The 18452-nt window shown below is 44.2% G+C and carries 10 protein-coding genes and 1 other annotated feature; of the genes, 6 read left to right on the top strand and 4 right to left on the bottom strand.

The features are described 5' to 3' along the window. Positions 1-121 precede the first annotated feature (121 nt). From AC3WLU_RS14065 to AC3WLU_RS14050, 4 genes are all read left to right on the top strand, one after another. A complete protein-coding gene (locus AC3WLU_RS14065; RefSeq protein WP_492597434.1) occupies positions 122-628 on the top strand; it encodes an SMI1/KNR4 family protein in 507 nt (168 codons plus the stop codon). Positions 629-724: 96 nt separating this feature from the next. Beyond that, positions 725-988 carry a DUF2524 family protein gene (locus AC3WLU_RS14060; protein ID WP_063574855.1) on the top strand — a complete coding sequence of 88 codons (264 nt, stop codon included), beginning with the start codon at positions 725-727 and terminating at the stop codon, positions 986-988. A 153-nt stretch (positions 989-1141) separates the two neighbouring features. After that, positions 1142-1372, top strand: a binding site (T-box leader). Between the two features lie 53 nt (positions 1373-1425). Further along, complete coding sequence (leuS, locus tag AC3WLU_RS14055; protein ID WP_492597433.1) at positions 1426-3840, top strand: leucine--tRNA ligase; 2415 nt, start codon at positions 1426-1428, stop codon at positions 3838-3840. Between the two features lie 336 nt (positions 3841-4176). Continuing rightward, a complete protein-coding gene (locus AC3WLU_RS14050; RefSeq protein WP_492597432.1) occupies positions 4177-7344 on the top strand; it encodes an Ig-like domain-containing protein in 3168 nt (1055 codons plus the stop codon). Between the two features lie 1014 nt (positions 7345-8358). Here the strand turns inward: AC3WLU_RS14050 and AC3WLU_RS14045 are convergent. The 3 genes from AC3WLU_RS14045 to gltC form a co-directional block, all read right to left on the bottom strand. After that, positions 8359-8958 carry a YgaN family protein gene (locus AC3WLU_RS14045; RefSeq protein WP_106027618.1) on the bottom strand — a complete coding sequence of 200 codons (600 nt, stop codon included), beginning with the start codon at positions 8956-8958 and terminating at the stop codon, positions 8359-8361. A gap of 128 nt (positions 8959-9086) precedes the next feature. Continuing rightward, on the bottom strand, positions 9087-9581 hold the full coding sequence (locus AC3WLU_RS14040; protein ID WP_492597431.1) for a spore coat protein: 495 nt from the start codon (positions 9579-9581) through the stop codon (positions 9087-9089). A 132-nt stretch (positions 9582-9713) separates the two neighbouring features. After that, positions 9714-10616 carry a glutamate biosynthesis transcriptional regulator GltC gene (gltC, locus tag AC3WLU_RS14035; RefSeq protein WP_492597430.1) on the bottom strand — a complete coding sequence of 301 codons (903 nt, stop codon included), beginning with the start codon at positions 10614-10616 and terminating at the stop codon, positions 9714-9716. A gap of 133 nt (positions 10617-10749) precedes the next feature. Between gltC and gltB the strand changes: the two genes are divergently transcribed. Together gltB and gltD are read left to right on the top strand one after the other, a co-directional pair. Continuing rightward, positions 10750-15300, top strand: a complete 4551-nt coding sequence (gene gltB / locus AC3WLU_RS14030) for a glutamate synthase large subunit (RefSeq protein ID WP_492597429.1) — start codon at positions 10750-10752, stop codon at positions 15298-15300. A 16-nt stretch (positions 15301-15316) separates the two neighbouring features. After that, the gene (gltD, locus tag AC3WLU_RS14025) at positions 15317-16798 is read left to right on the top strand and encodes a glutamate synthase small subunit (protein ID WP_400449017.1); all 1482 of its coding nucleotides are present in this window, start codon (positions 15317-15319) and stop codon (positions 16796-16798) included. Between the two features lie 309 nt (positions 16799-17107). Here the strand turns inward: gltD and AC3WLU_RS14020 are convergent, their stop codons facing one another. After that, complete coding sequence (locus tag AC3WLU_RS14020; protein ID WP_283929514.1) at positions 17108-18448, bottom strand: MmgE/PrpD family protein; 1341 nt, start codon at positions 18446-18448, stop codon at positions 17108-17110. Positions 18449-18452: the final 4 nt, after the last annotated feature.

Raw genomic sequence — 18452 nt, 5'->3', positions numbered from 1 at the left:
ATTCTCGCAGCTAGGTCTTTTTTTGAAAAATAAGCGTATACTGTATACTTGAAGGCTAAATATTTTGCCGCTATTTCCAGTTTATCTTTGAATGACTATATCCAATCGGGAGCTGATGGACATGACCGGTCAAGTTGAAGAAGCGATCAAACAAATGAAAAAGAAATTAGCCGAAAATAATCAGGTGATCGAAGTAAATGAAGATGGGTTCACATACAAAGCCACTTGCACCTTCAATTCACCTGCTTCGGATGAGCAAATTCATTCCTTTGAAAAGAAAACCGGACTGCTTCTGCCTGAGGATTATAAGGAGTTTTTAAAAATAACCAATGGATGCCGTCTGTTCGATAATGTGGAATCAGGCGGGGAAAACGATTTATACAGCTTGGATGATATTATTAATTACACATATGAAAATTCCTACGAGGGATGCTATAAAGTGGCCTGCATTTATCAAGATAATATTGTGATCGATGGGGAAGCCGTCTCCAAAGGCGATAAGGAGTATTTAATGGTAAAAGGCCATATCGATGATTTTGAAGAAGGCGAGAAGCTCCATATGGGCTTTGCCGAATGGATCGAGCAGTTCATTTCCCATCAAGGTGAGAAGTTTTGGGATAAAGGTTGATTGCTCAAAAAAAAATGATAATCCTCCCGTTATTTGCTCAAACTAGAAAAGATGATTCCGAATCATCCAAATGAGACGCGAAGGAGAGGGTTTGAAATGGCAACCAGACAATCCGTCGATCATTTTTTAGAGCAATGTGAAGGGGCTCTCCATTTTGCAGAGTTTGAATTTAACGAGGCCTCACGGCAGGAGCATTATGATGATGAACAATTTCAAAATTCGCAAAGGTATATCGAAGAGGCTTTGACGGATATGGAACGATTGTATGCCAGTTCGAATGACCAGCAACGGGAAATGCTTTCGCGGATGAAGCAGCAGTTGAACGAATTGAGGAATGAAATGATTTTACTGCAACATTAAATGGAAGCAGGGGAGCTATGAATGAATAGCTCCCTTTTTTGCACGAATTTTCCTGAATTCGCATATATAATGAAAAACCTGTCGATAATGTTTATGTACGGCTATTGCAATTATCGGTGAAATTGACTAGAATGAAATAAAATCAATATTCTCATAAAGACTATGATGAGGAATAGTAGCGGTTTAAACCAGTAAAGAGAGTTGACGGGTGGTGCAAGTCAACCTGGGACGGTCGCGAACTCGCCTTGGAGTCCCGGGTGTGAATTAATAAGTAATGCCTGGCGTTTTAATCCATGTTACGGATGTTTTAAGCTGGGCGGATTTTAGCTATCGCCAATGTGGGTGGTACCGCGGGAAGATATACATAATCCTCTCGTCCCTATTTTGGGATGAGGGGTTTTTTATTGTTTTTTAAACGGAAATTAGGAGGAAATCATATGAGTTTTGACCATAGAAGCATAGAAACGAAATGGCAAAAGTATTGGGAAGGCAATAAGACATTCAAAACGGGTGAAGATAGCGGCAAACGCAAATTCTACGCGCTGGATATGTTCCCATATCCTTCAGGGGCCGGTCTTCATGTTGGGCACCCGGAAGGTTATACGGCAAGCGACATCCTGGCACGGATGAAACGGGCACAGGGGTATAATGTATTGCATCCGATCGGGTGGGACGCCTTTGGACTTCCGGCAGAGCAATATGCGATCGATACGGGAAATGATCCAGCTGAATTCACGGAGCACAACATCAACACGTTCCGCCGCCAAATCAAAGCCCTTGGTTTTTCTTATGACTGGGATCGTGAAATAAACACGACAGATCCCGACTATTACAAATGGACGCAATGGATTTTCTTGAAATTATATGAAAAGGGCCTTGCCTATATTGATGAAGTGGCCGTTAACTGGTGTCCTGCACTTGGCACGGTATTGGCGAATGAAGAAGTCATCGATGGGAAAAGTGAGCGTGGAGGCCATCCTGTTGAGCGCCGCCCAATGAAACAGTGGATGCTTCGTATCACGGCGTATGCTGACCGTTTAATCGACGATCTGAATGATGTGGATTGGCCGGAAAACATCAAGGATATGCAGCGTAACTGGATTGGCCGTTCCGAGGGAGCGGAGGTTACATTCAATATCGATGGCTTTGATGAAACATTCACGGTGTTCACGACTCGTCCGGATACGTTATTCGGTGCAACATATGCCGTATTGGCACCTGAACATCCGTTTGTCGATAAAATTACGACAGCTGATCAAAGTGCGGCAGTTGAAGCCTATTTGGATGAAGTGAAACATAAAAGCGACTTGGAAAGAACAGACTTGGCAAAGGATAAATCAGGCGTGTTCACGGGGGCTTATGCGGTTAACCCGGTAAATGGCGAAAAAATGCCGATCTGGATTGCCGATTATGTGTTGATCAGCTACGGAACAGGAGCAATCATGGCCGTTCCTGCCCATGATGAGCGAGATTATGAATTCGCAGTAAAGTTCGACTTGCCGATCAAGGAAGTCGTAGCTGGCGGAGACGTGACAAGTGAAGCATATACAGGCGATGGACTTCATGTGAATTCGGAATTCCTTAATGGGTTGAATAAGGAAGATGCCATTTCGACCATGATCAAATGGCTGGAAGAAAAAGAAATCGGCACGAAGAAAATAACATACCGCCTTCGCGACTGGTTATTCAGCCGTCAGCGTTACTGGGGTGAACCGATTCCAATCATCCATTGGGAAGACGGCACGATGTCTCCAGTGAAGGAAGAAGAACTTCCATTGATTTTACCGAAAACTACGGACATCAAGCCTTCGGGTACAGGCGAATCACCACTTGCGAACATATCGGAATGGGTGAATGTAACGGATGAAAACGGACGAAAAGGACGCCGTGAGACGAATACGATGCCACAGTGGGCAGGAAGCAGCTGGTACTTCCTTCGTTATATCGATCCGGATAACAAAGAAGCACTTGCCGATCCTGAAAAATTAAAAGAATGGATGCCGGTCGACATTTATATTGGCGGCGCTGAGCATGCGGTGCTTCACTTGCTTTACGCTCGTTTCTGGCATAAATTCCTGTATGATATCGGTGTCGTGCCAACGAAGGAACCGTTCCAGAACTTATTTAACCAAGGAATGATCCTTGGTGAGAATAATGAAAAAATGAGTAAATCCAAAGGGAACGTCGTGAATCCGGATGATATCGTGGAAAGCCATGGTGCCGATACACTTCGCATGTACGAAATGTTCATGGGGCCATTGGATGCTTCGATTGCCTGGTCCACAAACGGATTGGACGGTTCCCGCAGATTCCTTGACCGTATCTGGCGTTTATTAGTCAACGATGACGGGACGATCACAGATAAGATGACAGAGACGGATGACACGGGCAAGCTCGAAAAAGTCTATCATCAAACGGTTAAAAAAGTGACCGAGAACTATGAGGAATTGAAATTCAATACGGCGATTTCACAATTGATGGTATTCATTAATGATGCTTATAAAGCGGATTCGCTTCCTAAGGTGTATATCGAAGGCTTCGTAAAGCTGCTTGCACCAGTTGCACCGCATATCGCCGAGGAGCTTTGGTCTAAACTGGGCCATTCCGAGAGCATCACGTACAGAACATGGCCGGCTTTCGACGAAGCGAAGTTAGTGGATAACGAAGTCGAAATCGTCATCCAAATCAACGGAAAAGTCAAAGCGAAATTAATGGTGCCGACTGACACTACGAGAGAAAAACTGGAAGAAATCGCGATGGGTGATGATTCCATCAAAGAACAAATCGATGGGAAAACCATTCGTAAAGTGATTGCCGTACCAGGCAAATTAGTCAATATCGTCGCAAACTAAATAAAAATGATTGGAAGCTGTCCCGCATATGTTTACTGCGGGGACAGCTTTTTTTCGTGGCATTGGCTGATTATAGGGAAAAGGTCATGTTAGGATACTCACCGATTTAACTCTATTAGCGATCAATCTGCCAAATGGACATCTACTATCGTCATGAGAGGAAATCGGAACGTAAATAACTTGCCTAATTGGTTCATGCGAATCATTTTTCAGCTCTTTGGCCAAAGAAATCAAGCATTTGACATAAAAAAGGGAAAAAATTGGTTGATAAAATTTTACAGTGTGATAGTTTGGTATAGTACTATATTTTTTTAACCAATTATTGGAGGGAAAACCGTGAAATTTAAGAATGTGAGTCGAATTACGGCGTTTGCACTAATTTTTGCACTGATTTTCAGCTTGATGGTTCCACTGAATTCTCAAGCAGCAGCTGCAGCACCCATTGAAAATGTAAAAACGATTAAAAATGGGGACACTCTGGACGGAAAGTTTGAAAAACCGGATGTTCAATGGTACCAAATCAGTCCCACAACAGAAGAAGTACAAAAGTTCTCCCATATTGAGTTCGAAGTCAATTCGGACAAAATCTTGAATATCTCCGTATATCAAGATAAAGAAAAAGCAGAAAAAGATGAGAGCAATTATATGGTCTCTGCTTATCCTGATGAAAAAGCTGTAGTCGATTTCCCATATGCATGGGAAGGCACATATTATGTTAAAGTTGAATATTTCGGCGATACGGATGATGAGGGAAATCCCATTCCGGATGCGGAAAATGTAGCTGAATACTCCATCAATGCGCATTCAGTAACATTGCCGCCATCTGCCGGGGACGAAGGGGAGGAGCTTGAATCTTGCCCGGTTGAAGTGAGTGTAAACGATAAGAAAACGGGAGAATCCATGTTAAAAACACTCCGCGTGTTTAGAGATGAAGTTCTCACGAAGTCGTCTGAGGGACGTACCCTTTCCTCTTTATACTATAAAGCTTCGCCATTCCTGGCCCTTCACCTGGCTGGTAATAAAACGGCAAGGGAAGCCGTTTATAAACACTTAGTCGAGATTAAGCCGCTTATTGAGGATCTTAATGAAAATGGAGCAAGCAGTACGGCAGTCATTAGCAATAAGCAGCAAGAAGCGATCAAGGCCTTATTCAAAAAGTCGGCAGACGTTGCTCCGGCCGGATTGAAAAAGGATATGGACGCCATTGCAAAGAAAATCAATCTTGATAAGCTTGCAGGTGAGAGGATCGTTGATATCACAAGCAAAGCGGGAGTCGAACTTCCTGCTTCGAAAAATGTAAAGAACAAATATATCGTCAAACTTAAACCTGGGAAGTCATTAAGCACTGTCCAATCCAAGATAAGCGGAAAAGGATATGGAACATTATCGGCACCTAAGCAACAAGAGGTTCTGTATGATGATATGTATGTCGTCGAGTTAAAGAACCAAGCTAAAATGAGCACAGCAGCTCTATCCGGTATCGAAAAACTTCCAGAAGTGGAATATATCGAAGCGGTAAAAACGTACAAAGCACTTTCTTCCGACATTCAATCACCGTATCAATGGTCTTTGAATAACGCCGGCGGGGAAGAAGGCGTTAAGGGAGCGGACATCGATAACGAAAAACTGCAGAACCTTATCAAGAAACGCAATTTAAAAGATACGTTGGTAGCGGTTATCGACACAGGTGTCGATGATTCACTTGCGGATCTACAGAGTGTCGTTGAAATGGAGTCAGGTAAGAATTTCATCGATAAGAAAGAAAAAGCAATCGATGACAATGGCCATGGTACACATGTATCCGGAATCATCGCTGCCAAAGCAGATAACGGTTATTCCATGCAAGGAATCAATCCGGCAGCTAAAATCATGCCTGTGAAGGTCTTGGACTCTTCAGGATTTGGAGACAATGAGAAAATTGCACTAGGCATTAAATATGCCGTGGATCATGGTGCAAAGGTCATAAACCTTAGCTTGGGCGGAGAATATAGCAGGACGATTGAATATGCCTTGAAACATGCCGCTGCCAAGAATGTAATGGTTGTCGTGGCAAGCGGTAATGATGGGATGGAAGGTCTTTCTTATCCTGCATCATCAAAATACGCCATATCCGTCGGTGCAACCAATGCCCTTGATTTAGTATCCGATTATTCCAATTATGGATCGAAGTTGGACATGGTCGCACCAGGGACAGCCATCCCAAGCCTTGTGCCTAACGGGAATGTTACTTACATGGATGGTACATCAATGGCAGCTCCCCATGTTGCGGCAGCCACAGCCTTATTATTATCCGGAAACCCTGGGTTGAAAGTGAATGAAGTAAGGGAAATCCTTCATGAGACATCGGAATATGTCGCTTTTGAAGAAGAAGATAATGTAGACCCTTATGAGGACTATGTACCGGAAGATGGCGAAATCATCATACCGGAAGAAGAACTTCCTGTCGGAAAAGATTTAGTCTCTGGATACGGAAGATTGAATGCGTACAGTGCACTTAGTACAGTGGACTTGAATGCTAAAGTCAATCTTGTGATGGATACGCAAACAAAACTGACTGGTTCAGCTAAAAAAGGGTCAGTGATCGAAGTGAAAAGCGGAAGCAAAACGCTTGGTAAAGGAACGGCGTCAGCCAACGGAACGTTCAGCGTTACGATTCCGGTCCAAAAAGCTGCGCAGCTGCTTACTGTGAATATCTCTGATTCTACCAAACTAGCAGTATCTTCAATCAAAGTATTCGTGAATAAGGGTGTAACCCCTAACAAGCCAACTGTCAAAGCTTTAAGTGACAAAGATACGTATGTAACGGGTCAATCGCAAGCGGACATGAAAATCTCGATCAAAAATAGTGCCAAAAAAGTGATTGGTTCAGGTAACACGGACAGCAAAGGGAATTTCAAAGTGAAAATCAGCAAGCAAAAGGCCGGAACTAAACTTTCAGTCACGGCTACAGACTTAGCGAAACGTGAAAGCAAGGCGGCAACCGTGACGGTTCTCGATAAAACAGCCCCGGATGCACCGAAAGTGAATGAAGTAAGCGATAAAGCAACGAAAGTAACTGGTAAAGCGGAAATCGGTTCAACCGTTACCGTGAAGCACAGCAATAAAAACATCGGAACGGCAAAAGCTGATAGTAAGGGGAACTTCTCCATCAAAATCAGCAAGAAAAAAGCAGGGTCCGCATTATACGTCTCAGCAAAAGACAAAGCGGGCAATACAGGAAAAGCTGCAAAAGTAATCGTTAAAGATAAAACGGCTCCAGGAGCACCAAAGGTGAATGAAGTAAACGACAAAGCAACAAAAGTAACAGGTAAAGCGGAAATCGGTTCAACCGTTACCGTGAAACACAGCAATAAAAACATCGGAACGGCAAAAGCTGATAGTAAGGGGAACTTCTCCGTCAAAATCAGCAAGAAAAAAGCAGGGTCCGCATTATACGTCTCAGCAAAAGACAAAGCGGGCAATACAGGAAAAGCAACAAAAGTAACAGTGAAAAAATCTAAATAGCAGTGAAGGCCGTTTAACTTACATGTTAAACGGCTTTTTTTTTGTGAGAAAACGAATGAAAACACCGCTCGATGATATGCGGTGTTTTTGTCATGAGCGTGTCATGTGCCTGTGCGTTGTTATAGCATGATATCAGATCTGGAGCTTCGTGTTTTAATTCTGAAACCTCATGTACTCGCCGTTCTTTCATCATTAACTTGTTCAATAATAAATATCAGGAGGGAATATAATGAAAAAAGGAAGAGTGATAGCATAAGGTATTATTTTAGCTTGCTCAATTGGGTTAGGAACACTTTCGGTTGAGGCTGGGAATGAGCGTTTGGGGTAACTTCCTGCTTAAATCCTAATCTCTTACTATGTGCTAAAAATGTTAACATTAACAGTTTAATGCATTATAAGAATCAATCTTTTATAAATGATTCCTTATTTTAAATGTATATACCTAGGGCGGGATTTTCGAGGGTCCATATATCCGCCGTTTATTTGATGTCCGAGAGAGCTTGCAATGACTACTGCTGCAAAGAGGAGGAGGATTTTCTTCAATTAAATATCTTCTTTCCGTTTTTTATTTTTAAAGATTACACCCAAATGCCTTTTTCTTCAACCCCCTTTTTATGGATGTCGAATAATTGTGACAAACATTAAATGATCGTTTTTAACTAATGTATCAAAGATAAAGTAGCTGGTATTAAATTAGAAGTGAAAGACTTTAAATAATTCACTAATATAGATGAGAATAATAAGAGGATGTGAATTTATGGGAGTCAGCTCTTGGGGGACTCTCATATGCTTTTGGATCCGCTAATTCCACCACTTCGATATTGAATTACTCTTAAAGCATGAGTTTTTATCTAGCTTGATGCAGAATATATGTAATTCGTCGGGCTGCTAATTGGGATTACTGTAAGGCTAGGGAGATGACTGAAAGGGGAGGTCTTGATGCGGTAAATAGGGCAGAATGAAAAAACAATGCAGGGGCATGTTCGATTTAACTTGCCCCTTTAATTTGTCAGCTCATTTAGTGAATTCACTTCTCAGGAGGTAGACCACATCGTATTCCTTCAACTCGTCCATATGTCCTTCCATATCACCATAAAAACCAGTGGAAAGTGAACGTATGCCTTCATTTCCGCTGGAGTAACATATACTCGCCAATGCAAGCTTGTTTGTGCTGTTTATTATGAGCTTGCCAGCATTGCCCCATACGCTGGAATCCATTTCATCAATGGTTTCAGGATAAGTAAACGTATCCGTACCATCATGGTTTTGAATGCTTACGTTGAACATCGATCGTTTTTGATCATCATCCGTTTTCGATGTCGTAAAGATGATTGTCCCATTCTTTTCAATCCCCGTTGTCATGCGTCCCATTTCAGGTTTGACAAGTTTGCCAAATTCATATTTTTCGACCCAGACGGACATTTCCTTGTATGTATCATCCACACTGAAATCGATAAGAAAGGAATGTTCACTTGAATTCTCCAGGATGGCTTTCTCCCTTGCTGTCAGCTCTGGAACTGAAAGGATATTCTCGGACTTTTGATCATCGGCCTTACAAGCAACTAAGGAAAATGAGAGCAGGGAAAGGATAATGGATAAAATGATTTTTTTCATATTTTCACCCCTTGAATACTAATGACCTAATTAAATCCAATTCTCGTATATTATAACATTATAATGAAAAACGGAATCGGAATGCGGCAAAAAAGGCAAGCAATCGGAATGCTTGCCTTTTTTCGTATTTAGAAAGGTTGGGAAAGAGCCTTATTGGCAACATCGACGTCATTTTGAAGCAATTGGTTCAAGTCGTAAGCAGGATAGAGATTTCTTTCATAAAGGTAGTTGAAAATCTTGGCATGGGTATCGATGGCTCCATTTAAATGTTTCTTAAATACCTTTCGAAGGGAAGGGGTGGCTGTTTCCGTAATCGCCATTGCGTAATTTTTGATAGATGATTTGGCAAAGCCCAGCAATTCCCCGGCAGCGGCGGCCGATGTTTCATCTCTTGATGCGTCGTCATCCCTGCCCGTTTTAGGCGTCAACGGGTAAAATTGCAGCAGCTCCATGAGGTTTTGGGTAAGGGTGTCGATCGTTTGCTTATATATCGTTTTTAGAATGGGGTCTTTTATTTTTGGATAAGCAATTTTAAATTTCATAAGGGCATTGGACTGGGCGGCGACCAACTCATGAAGCTCGAGTGTCTCATGCCAAGCAAGATGTGAATGGGTGGGTTGCATGTAAATTCCTCCTGAACGAATAATCTTCATACATTATTCGTTCAGTGGGCTATAGGTAAGTTGTCTAGTGAAATATTTATGGGAAGATCTGTCCCATCTTTAATTTCCATTAACAGTTTTGAAGGCCAAGTTTTATTGATATTGTTCGAGAACAGAGAAGAACTTTTTGGCAAATTGGTAAAAAAGTTTTTCTGATGGAGCCAAGTCCCTGTTTCTAGGAGTGATGATGCCGACCGTCCGTTTGACTTCGGGCGTATCGATCGGGATCTTGACAGTGAGTCTTGGAATGACTTCATAAAAGGTACTGTCAGGGAGCAGACTGACTCCGATTCCGGCAGAAACGAGCCCTTTTATGGAATCCATGTCTTCACCTTCCGAGGCGATGTTCGGTGTGAAACCGGCTGCTTTGCACGCTTCGAGAGCGATAGTGTGAAAGATATATCCTTTTGGAAACAAGACGAAGGGATCATTTCTTAAATCACTAAGGCGCACACTCTTCCTATCAGCCAATGGGTGAGTGATTGGCAGTAAAGCGGATATGTTTTCCGTGAACAGGATATGACCATCGATATCTGGATCGTTTGTCGGGATCGGTCCAAGGAAGGCTAATCCTATTTCGCGATTTTTGACAGCTTCCTTTAAAGAGGAATAAGATCCCTGTCTTAAGTGGAAGCCGATATTCGGCTGCTCATCTTTAAAAGCGGAAATGACGGTAGGCAGTAAATGGGTGGAGAGGCTGGTCGGGAACCCGATTTTAATGCTTCCGTGTTCAGGGTCCAAAAACTCCTCAATTTGATATTTGGCATATTCAATCGCCTGTATCGCTGTTTTGGCATGGATCAAGAAAATTTTACCAATAGGGGTCAACTGAATATTCCGGCCGACTTTCTCGAATAAAAGTACGCCAAGCTCATCTTCCAGTCTGGAGATTTGCCGGCTGATTGCTGATTGTGCGATATGCAGGTGCTCTGCGGCTTCTGAGACGTGTTCCCTCTCGGCGACTTCAACAAAATAACGTAATTGTCGTAGTTCCATTTATTCATCCTCCTGCCATTCATCTCAAATTGAGATGGATTATACTAGAATTATATATTGTTTATATCGATTTGAAAACCTAGAATAAATGTAAGTGACATAACGGTGTAAGAATACGATGGGGGCGATTAATATGACATACAATCAAATACCAAAAGCACAAGGGCTCTACCATCCTGAATTTGAACATGATGCATGTGGGATCGGTTTATACGCTCATTTAAAAGGGCTTGCTACACATGACATCGTCAAACAAGGACTGAATATGCTGTGCCAATTAGATCATCGCGGCGGACAAGGCAGCGATCCTCTTACAGGAGATGGCGCAGGATTAATGGTACAGATTCCTGATGAATATTTCAGGCTGGCATGTCCGGAAATGAATTTGCCGGCAAAAGGACGCTATGGTGTAGGCATGCTCTTTTTCTCTAACAATGATGATGAACGGAATGAAATCGAAGCTCGTTTGAATGCATTTATCGAACAAGAGGGCCAAACGTTATTAGGCTGGAGAACGGTTCCTGTTGATGCAACGAAAATCGGGGAGGTCGGCAAGGAGACATGTCCGACGATCCGCCAAGTATTCATCGGGGCAAGCGTAGAGATTACCGATGATTTAGCTTTTGAGCGCAAATTGTTCGTTATCAGAAAACAAGCTGAAAACTGGGCCCGGGAACGCGGCAATCGTTTTTATTTTGCCAGCCTTTCAAGTGCTACGATCGTATACAAAGGATTGTTGACGCCAGAGCAGGTGGATGCTTTTTATCTTGATCTCCAACAGGAGTCTTTCGTTTCCGCTTTCGCTTTAGTGCATTCCCGCTTCAGTACGAATACTTTTCCTAGCTGGGAACGGGCACATCCAAACCGTTACCTGATCCATAATGGTGAAATCAATACGCTTAGAGGCAATGTGAATTGGATGAAAGCGCGTGAGCAGCAGTTTGTTTCGGAAGCATTCGGGGATGACCTGCAAAAGGTCCTGCCTATTCTGGATATAGACGGCAGTGATTCCTCGATTCTTGATAATGCACTTGAATTCTTCGTGCTTGCCGGGCGTAAACCGGCACATGCGGCGATGATGCTCATTCCTGAACCGTGGACGGAAAATCCGCATATGACGAAGGAAAAGAAAGCATTTTACGAATATCATAGCATGCTCATGGAGCCATGGGATGGACCGACGGCCATATCCTTTACGAATGGCAAGCAAATCGGTGCCATCCTTGATCGAAATGGTTTAAGGCCGGCAAGGTATTATGTAACAAAAGATGATTACATCATTTTCTCCTCTGAAGTCGGCGTGATCGATGTGGAGCCGGAGAATGTATTATATAAAGATCGTTTAAGTCCAGGCAGAATGCTTTTAATAGATTTAGAGGAAGGCCGTATTGTTTCCGATGAAGAGATCAAGTCGGAAATGGCCGAGGAAAATCCATACCAGCAATGGCTGGACGAACAGCTTGTTCAATTAAGTGACGAAGAACCTGTGCTCGAAGGGGAGCCTTTGAGTGATTTATTATTCAGGCAAAAAGCGTTCGGATACACGTATGAAGATGTCCAAAAGTATTTACTGCCGGTCATTAACGAAGGCAAAGATCCACTGGGCAGCATGGGCAATGACATTCCGTTAGCGGTCTTATCAGATCGCCCGCAATCGCTTTTCAACTATTTCAAGCAATCTTTTGCACAGGTAACCAATCCGCCGATCGATTCGCTGCGTGAACAGATCGTCACGTCAACGATGACATTTCTCGGTGCGGAAGGAGATTTGCTGAAGCCGGATGAAACGAACAGCCGCCGCATTCAATTGGATTCGCCTGTTTTGACGCCGGGTCAAATGCAGCAGTTGAAAGAAAATGCCTATCCTGAATTCAGGAGCAAAGTCATTCACACTTTATTTTCGGAAGATTTAGAGAGTGGACTCGATCGCATCTGCCGTGAAGCGGAACAAGCGATCGCTGATGGTGTCAGCCTTTTGATATTATCTGACAAGGATATGAGCAAAGAAAAAGCTGCGATTCCTTCCCTGCTGGCTGCGAGCGCCCTTCATCAAGAGCTGATCCGCCATGGTAACCGTACGAAGGTGAGCATTATCGTTGAATCGGGGGAAGCAAGGGAAGTCCATCATTATGCATCCCTAATCGGGTATGGAGTGGATGCGATTTACCCGTATCTTGCCTATGAAACATATAAGCAGGCGGTATTGGAAGGCAGTTTGGCCACCAGCTATGAAGAAACGGTAAGGAAATATGTAAGCTCTGTGACAGAAGGCATCGTAAAAGTGATGTCGAAAATGGGGATTTCAACGATTCAAAGTTATCGCGGCGCACAAATTTTCGAAGCGGTCGGAATCGGTGCTGATGTGATCGAACGCTATTTCAGCGGTACGGCATCGCAGCTTAGTGGAATCGATTTGGTAACGATCGCAGATGAAGCGTTGATTCGCCATAGGAAAGCTGCAGCCGATTCCCTTGATGAAACGCTTGAAAGCGGAAGTGATTTTCAATGGAGAAAAACAGGGGAACATCATGCTTTCAATCCTAAAACGATCCATACATTGCAATGGGCGTGCCGGAAAGGCGATTATAATTTATTTAAGCAATATTCAAACTTGGCGAATGAAGAGAGACTTGGGTTTTTACGGAATTTATTCTCGTTCGATCAAAAACGCCAAAGCATTTCAATAGATGAAGTGGAATCCGTGGAAACCATCGTCAGCCGATTCAAAACGGGCGCGATGTCATTCGGTTCATTGAGTCAGGAAGCACATGAAACATTAGCGATCGCGATGAACCGTTTAGGCGGAAAAAGCAATAGCGGTGAAGGCGGGGAGCATCCTAGCCGTTACCAACTGGATGAAAACGGCGATAATCGCCGCAGCGGTATTAAACAAATTGCGTCCGGCCGTTTTGGAGTGAAAAGCCATTACCTTGTTAATGCCGATGAACTTCAAATCAAAATGGCGCAAGGTGCTAAGCCGGGTGAAGGCGGCCAGCTGCCCGGAAACAAAGTATATCCTTGGGTTGCAGAGGTCCGCGGTTCCACACCGGGTGTCGGCCTGATTTCACCGCCTCCGCATCACGATATCTATTCGATTGAAGATTTGGCACAGCTGATCCATGATTTGAAAAATGCGAACCGTGAGGCCAGGATCAGCGTCAAGCTTGTGTCAAAAGCAGGCGTAGGCACGATCGCAGCCGGCGTGGCCAAAGGAGCCGCAGATGTCATCGTTATCAGCGGGTACGATGGCGGTACGGGTGCATCACCAAAAACGAGTATCAAACATACTGGTCTTCCTTGGGAGCTGGGTCTTGCCGAAGCACACCAAACATTGATGCTGAATGGCCTGCGCAGCCGTGTTGTCCTTGAAACGGATGGGAAGTTAATGACGGGACGCGATGTGGTCATGGCAGCTATCCTTGGAGCGGAAGAATTCGGCTTTGCTACAGCACCGCTTGTGGTCCTAGGCTGTGTCATGATGCGTGCTTGCCATTTGGATACATGTCCTGTCGGGGTAGCTACCCAAAACCCTGAACTTCGCAGCAAATTCACTGGAGATGCGGATCATGTCGTGAATTTCATGCGCTTCATCGCTGAGGAAGTCCGGGAAACGATGGCTGAGCTTGGCTTTAGAACACTGGAAGAAATGGTCGGCCGCACTGATGTTTTACAAGTGAGCGAGCGGGCGCAAAACCATTGGAAAGCGAAGCATCTGGACTTGACGACACTTCTTTTCCAACCGGAGGGGATTCGTACGTATCAACTCCCGCAAAACCATAAAATAGAAGAATCTTTGGATATCCGTGAGATTTTACCTGTTGTGGAGCCTGCTTTAAATGACCAAACCCAGGTGGATGTCAGCTTCCCGATTACCAATGTGAACCGTGTGGTCGGAACGATCGTCGGCAGTGAAGTATCCAAACGCTACGGTGAGGAAGGGTTGCCTGAAGATACGATCACACTTCGTTTTACAGGATCGGCGGGCCAGAGCTTCGGTGCATTCATTCCAAAGGGGATGTCGATGTATTTGACTGGAGATGTGAATGACTATGTTGGGAAAGGCTTATCTGGCGGGAAGATCATTGTCACGGCACCTTCTGGCAATCAGATCGAGGCCGGGGACAATGTAATTGCCGGAAATATCGCCTTATATGGTGCAACAAGCGGCGAGGCCTACATTAATGGGCGTGCGGGAGAAAGATTTGCCGTACGGAACAGTGGAGTCAATGTCGTCGTTGAAGGAATTGGAGATCATGGCTGTGAGTATATGACTGGCGGACGCGTGGTCATTCTGGGCGACGTCGGCAAAAACTTTGCGGCAGGCATGTCAGGCGGCATCGCTTATGTACTTGCTGATGATGCAGAAGAATTCAAGGCATTATGCAATGGCGAAATGATAGAATTCGAGACGCTTGATGATATGGATGATGCCAATGAGGTAAAAGAAATGCTTTACAGCCACCTTCATTATACAGAAAGTGCCAAAGCATCGTATGTACTGGAGAACTGGGAGGATTTCGCAAAGAAATTCGTAAAAGTCATTCCGAAAGATTACAAACGGATGATCAAAAGCATCAATGAGCAGAAGCGTGCAGGGCTATCGGATGAAGAAGCGATCATGAGTGCATTCCAAGCAAATGCCGTTCAAGATAAAAAAATCACTAAACAAGCTGTGATGCAGTAAGGAAGGGGAGAGAAAGATGGGAAAAGCAACAGGATTTATGGATTATCCGCGAGAAAAACCAAAAGACCGGAATCCTCTCACTCGTTTAAATGACTGGAGAGAGTATACAGCTCCTTTCTCTGACGAAAAGTTAAGTACACAGGGAGCGCGGTGTATGGACTGCGCCACCCCTTTCTGCCATATGGGCATGGAATTGAACCGAGTCACTACGGGCTGTCCGATTCATAACCTTATTCCCGAGTGGAATGATTTGGTGTACCGCGGCAGATGGAAAGAAGCATTGGACCGTTTATCGAAAACGAATAATTTCCCTGAATTCACCGGGCGCGTCTGCCCGGCCCCTTGTGAAGGGTCTTGTACGGTAGCGATAAGCGATCCTGCCGTTACCATCAAGAACATAGAACGGACCATTATCGATAAAGGATTTGAAAATGGCTGGATAACGCCTCGCATCCCTGAAAGCAGGACCGGCAAGAAAATTGCCATCATCGGTTCGGGCCCGGCAGGAATGGCGAGTGCCGACCAGTTGAATCAAGCAGGTCATTCGGTTACGGTTTATGAGCGCTCAGACCGTGCAGGCGGGCTGTTGACATACGGAATCCCGAACATGAAACTTGAAAAGGATATCGTTGCACGCCGAATCAAATTATTGACCCAGGAAGGCATCGATTTCATTACCAATACAGAAGTAGGCAAAGATATAACAGCCGAAGAACTGCAAGATCAGTATGATGCAGTCATCCTTTGCACAGGTGCCCAAAAGCAGCGTGACCTGGTAATTGAAGGACGGGGGGCATCAGGCATTCACCTTGCAATGGATTACTTGACTACATCGACTAAAAGCCTGTTGGACTCCAATTTTGAAGACGGCAAGTTTATAGACACAAAGGGGAAGGATGTCATCGTCATCGGCGGCGGGGATACAGGAGCTGACTGTGTCGCAACTGCCCTTCGCCAGGGATGTAAGAGCGTCGTACAATTCGGGAAGCATCCAATCCTTCCGACGGCCCGTACATCTGATAATATGTGGCCGGCCTACCCGAATGTCTTTTCCCTTGATTATGCGTATGAAGAAGCGGAAGCGAAATTCGGTGCAGATCCGCGTCAATATTCAATCCAAACAAAAAAAATCGTCGCCGATGAAAATGGCAACGTTAAAGAACTGCACACAATCTCCATGGAAAAAATCAAAGGCGATGACGGAATGTACATTTTCAGGGAAGTTCCAGGAACTGAAAAAGTATGGCCTGCACAATTCGTTTTCATCGCAATCGGATTTGAAGGAACGGAAATGCCGCTATTAACTCAATTTGGCGTAGAAGCAGTCAATCAAAAAATTGATGCCGTCTATGGCGAATACAGAACGAATGTCGAAGGGGTTTTCGCTGCCGGAGATGCAAGAAGAGGGCAAAGCCTCATCGTTTGGGCAATCAATGAAGGCCGAGAAGTGGCAAGAGAAGTGGACCGCTACTTGATGGGGGCAACCGTATTGCCTTAAACTCAAAAAAAGAAGTGCCATTATGGCGCTTCTTTTTTCTGTGGTGGGAAATATGTACTCACGAGTAAAGCACCAAAACTCACGAGTAAATGCCCGGAATTCACGAGTAAAGCGCCGAAACTCACGAGTAAATGCCCGGAATTCACGAGTAAAGCGCCGAAACTCACGAGTAAAGCACCAAAACTCACGAGTAAATGCCCGGAATTCACGAGTGAAACGCCGAAACTCACCTCACGTATAAAGATACCGTATTGATGGTATACAAAATAGGCGAGCAGCATAAATACTGTTCGCCTAATTTACTTTCAGTCAGCTTCTATAGTCAGCTTCTTGAAGAACGCCAAGTGATGTGTGATTCAGTGCGTGGACAGCCGCTATTATTTTCTCTGTCTCTACTTCATCTCCTATGGCTTTATGCAATTTTTCTATTAGCTGGGGTTTTGTTAATGGGTTCCCAGGACTTCCTTTAGGTGTATCGATTCGTTTCGATAGTACGTCCCCACTCGTTGTGGTCACGGTCACAATTGTAAATCTTCCCACTGGGAGTGCTGCTTTGGAAGGCTTGATCGTTGCATCCGTCTCCCTATTTACTTTTTGCAAGGATTTTCTCCATGAATGGGGAAGAGGTTTCGATTCAAAAGAAGCAAAGGTCAGGGGCTTGCCTGTAAGCGCGAGCCATACAATATACTCAATCGAAAATCTTCCTTCTTCACCGGTTGAAGGGCTATGGTGAATCAAAGCGGAATCACCATTTGGAGGAAAGCAAACACTCACCGATTCAATATCTTCTTCCGACAAATCGTACGTCTTATGTAAAAAGACAGCTGCATCAGCGCCATGTGCCGCAGCAGAACAAAAAGGGTACTGTTTAAACCATAATCCCGGTGTTACGATCCGCCATGTCTTTCCCCAATTTTCCGTCAAATCGGGAACTCCATTTTCTGCATATACCTCAAAGAATCCATTCTTATCATTCAAAAAGTCGGGGTTGCTATGTAATCCCATCCGAATCCAATCAGCGGAATCCACAGCGTTTTTAGCAGCAATCCCTACATGGAGCGGCTTTATTACAGTGCCAAATTGGAGTCGTAAACCCGCCGATTGGGTAGCTGCAAGACTCATGGTTTCAGCTATTAAGCGTGGTGAGTATTCCCGTAAATACGCAACCGCACCAGCTGCAGCTATTACGCCAAGTGTAGCTGTATTATGCCAGCCTTTTGTATAATGATATGGGTTCATAGCTTCCCCGAACCGAGCCATGATTTCCACACCAACCACATAGGCAGCTAAAAAACGTTTTCCTGTCATTTCAGGTTCTCCAACTGCTAACAATGCAGACAAAATGACTGCGCTTGGATGACCTCGTACGTCTGAATGTACATCATCATAATCTAGTAAATGAGCTTGAAAGCCATTGAAGAGTGCGGCCTGGGATCTTGTTGCATGTATGTGACTTCCAATCAAGTAACTCGTCCCATTTCCGCCTTCTTCCAAAATGATTTGCTTTAAAATCGTAATTTCCTTTTCGGATTTCGTTTGATAGGAAACAGCAAGATAATCAAGAAGTCCATCAATTGCAGCTTGTAATACTCCTTCATTTACCAACGGATTGGAATGATAAATCATTTCAGATAACCTTTCCGTGTTCATGCAC

It is taken from the genome of Peribacillus sp. FW305-BF15 (assembly GCF_058783805.1).
Note: the sequence above shows the minus strand (reverse complement) of the source record. Positions and strands in the feature narration are given on the sequence as shown.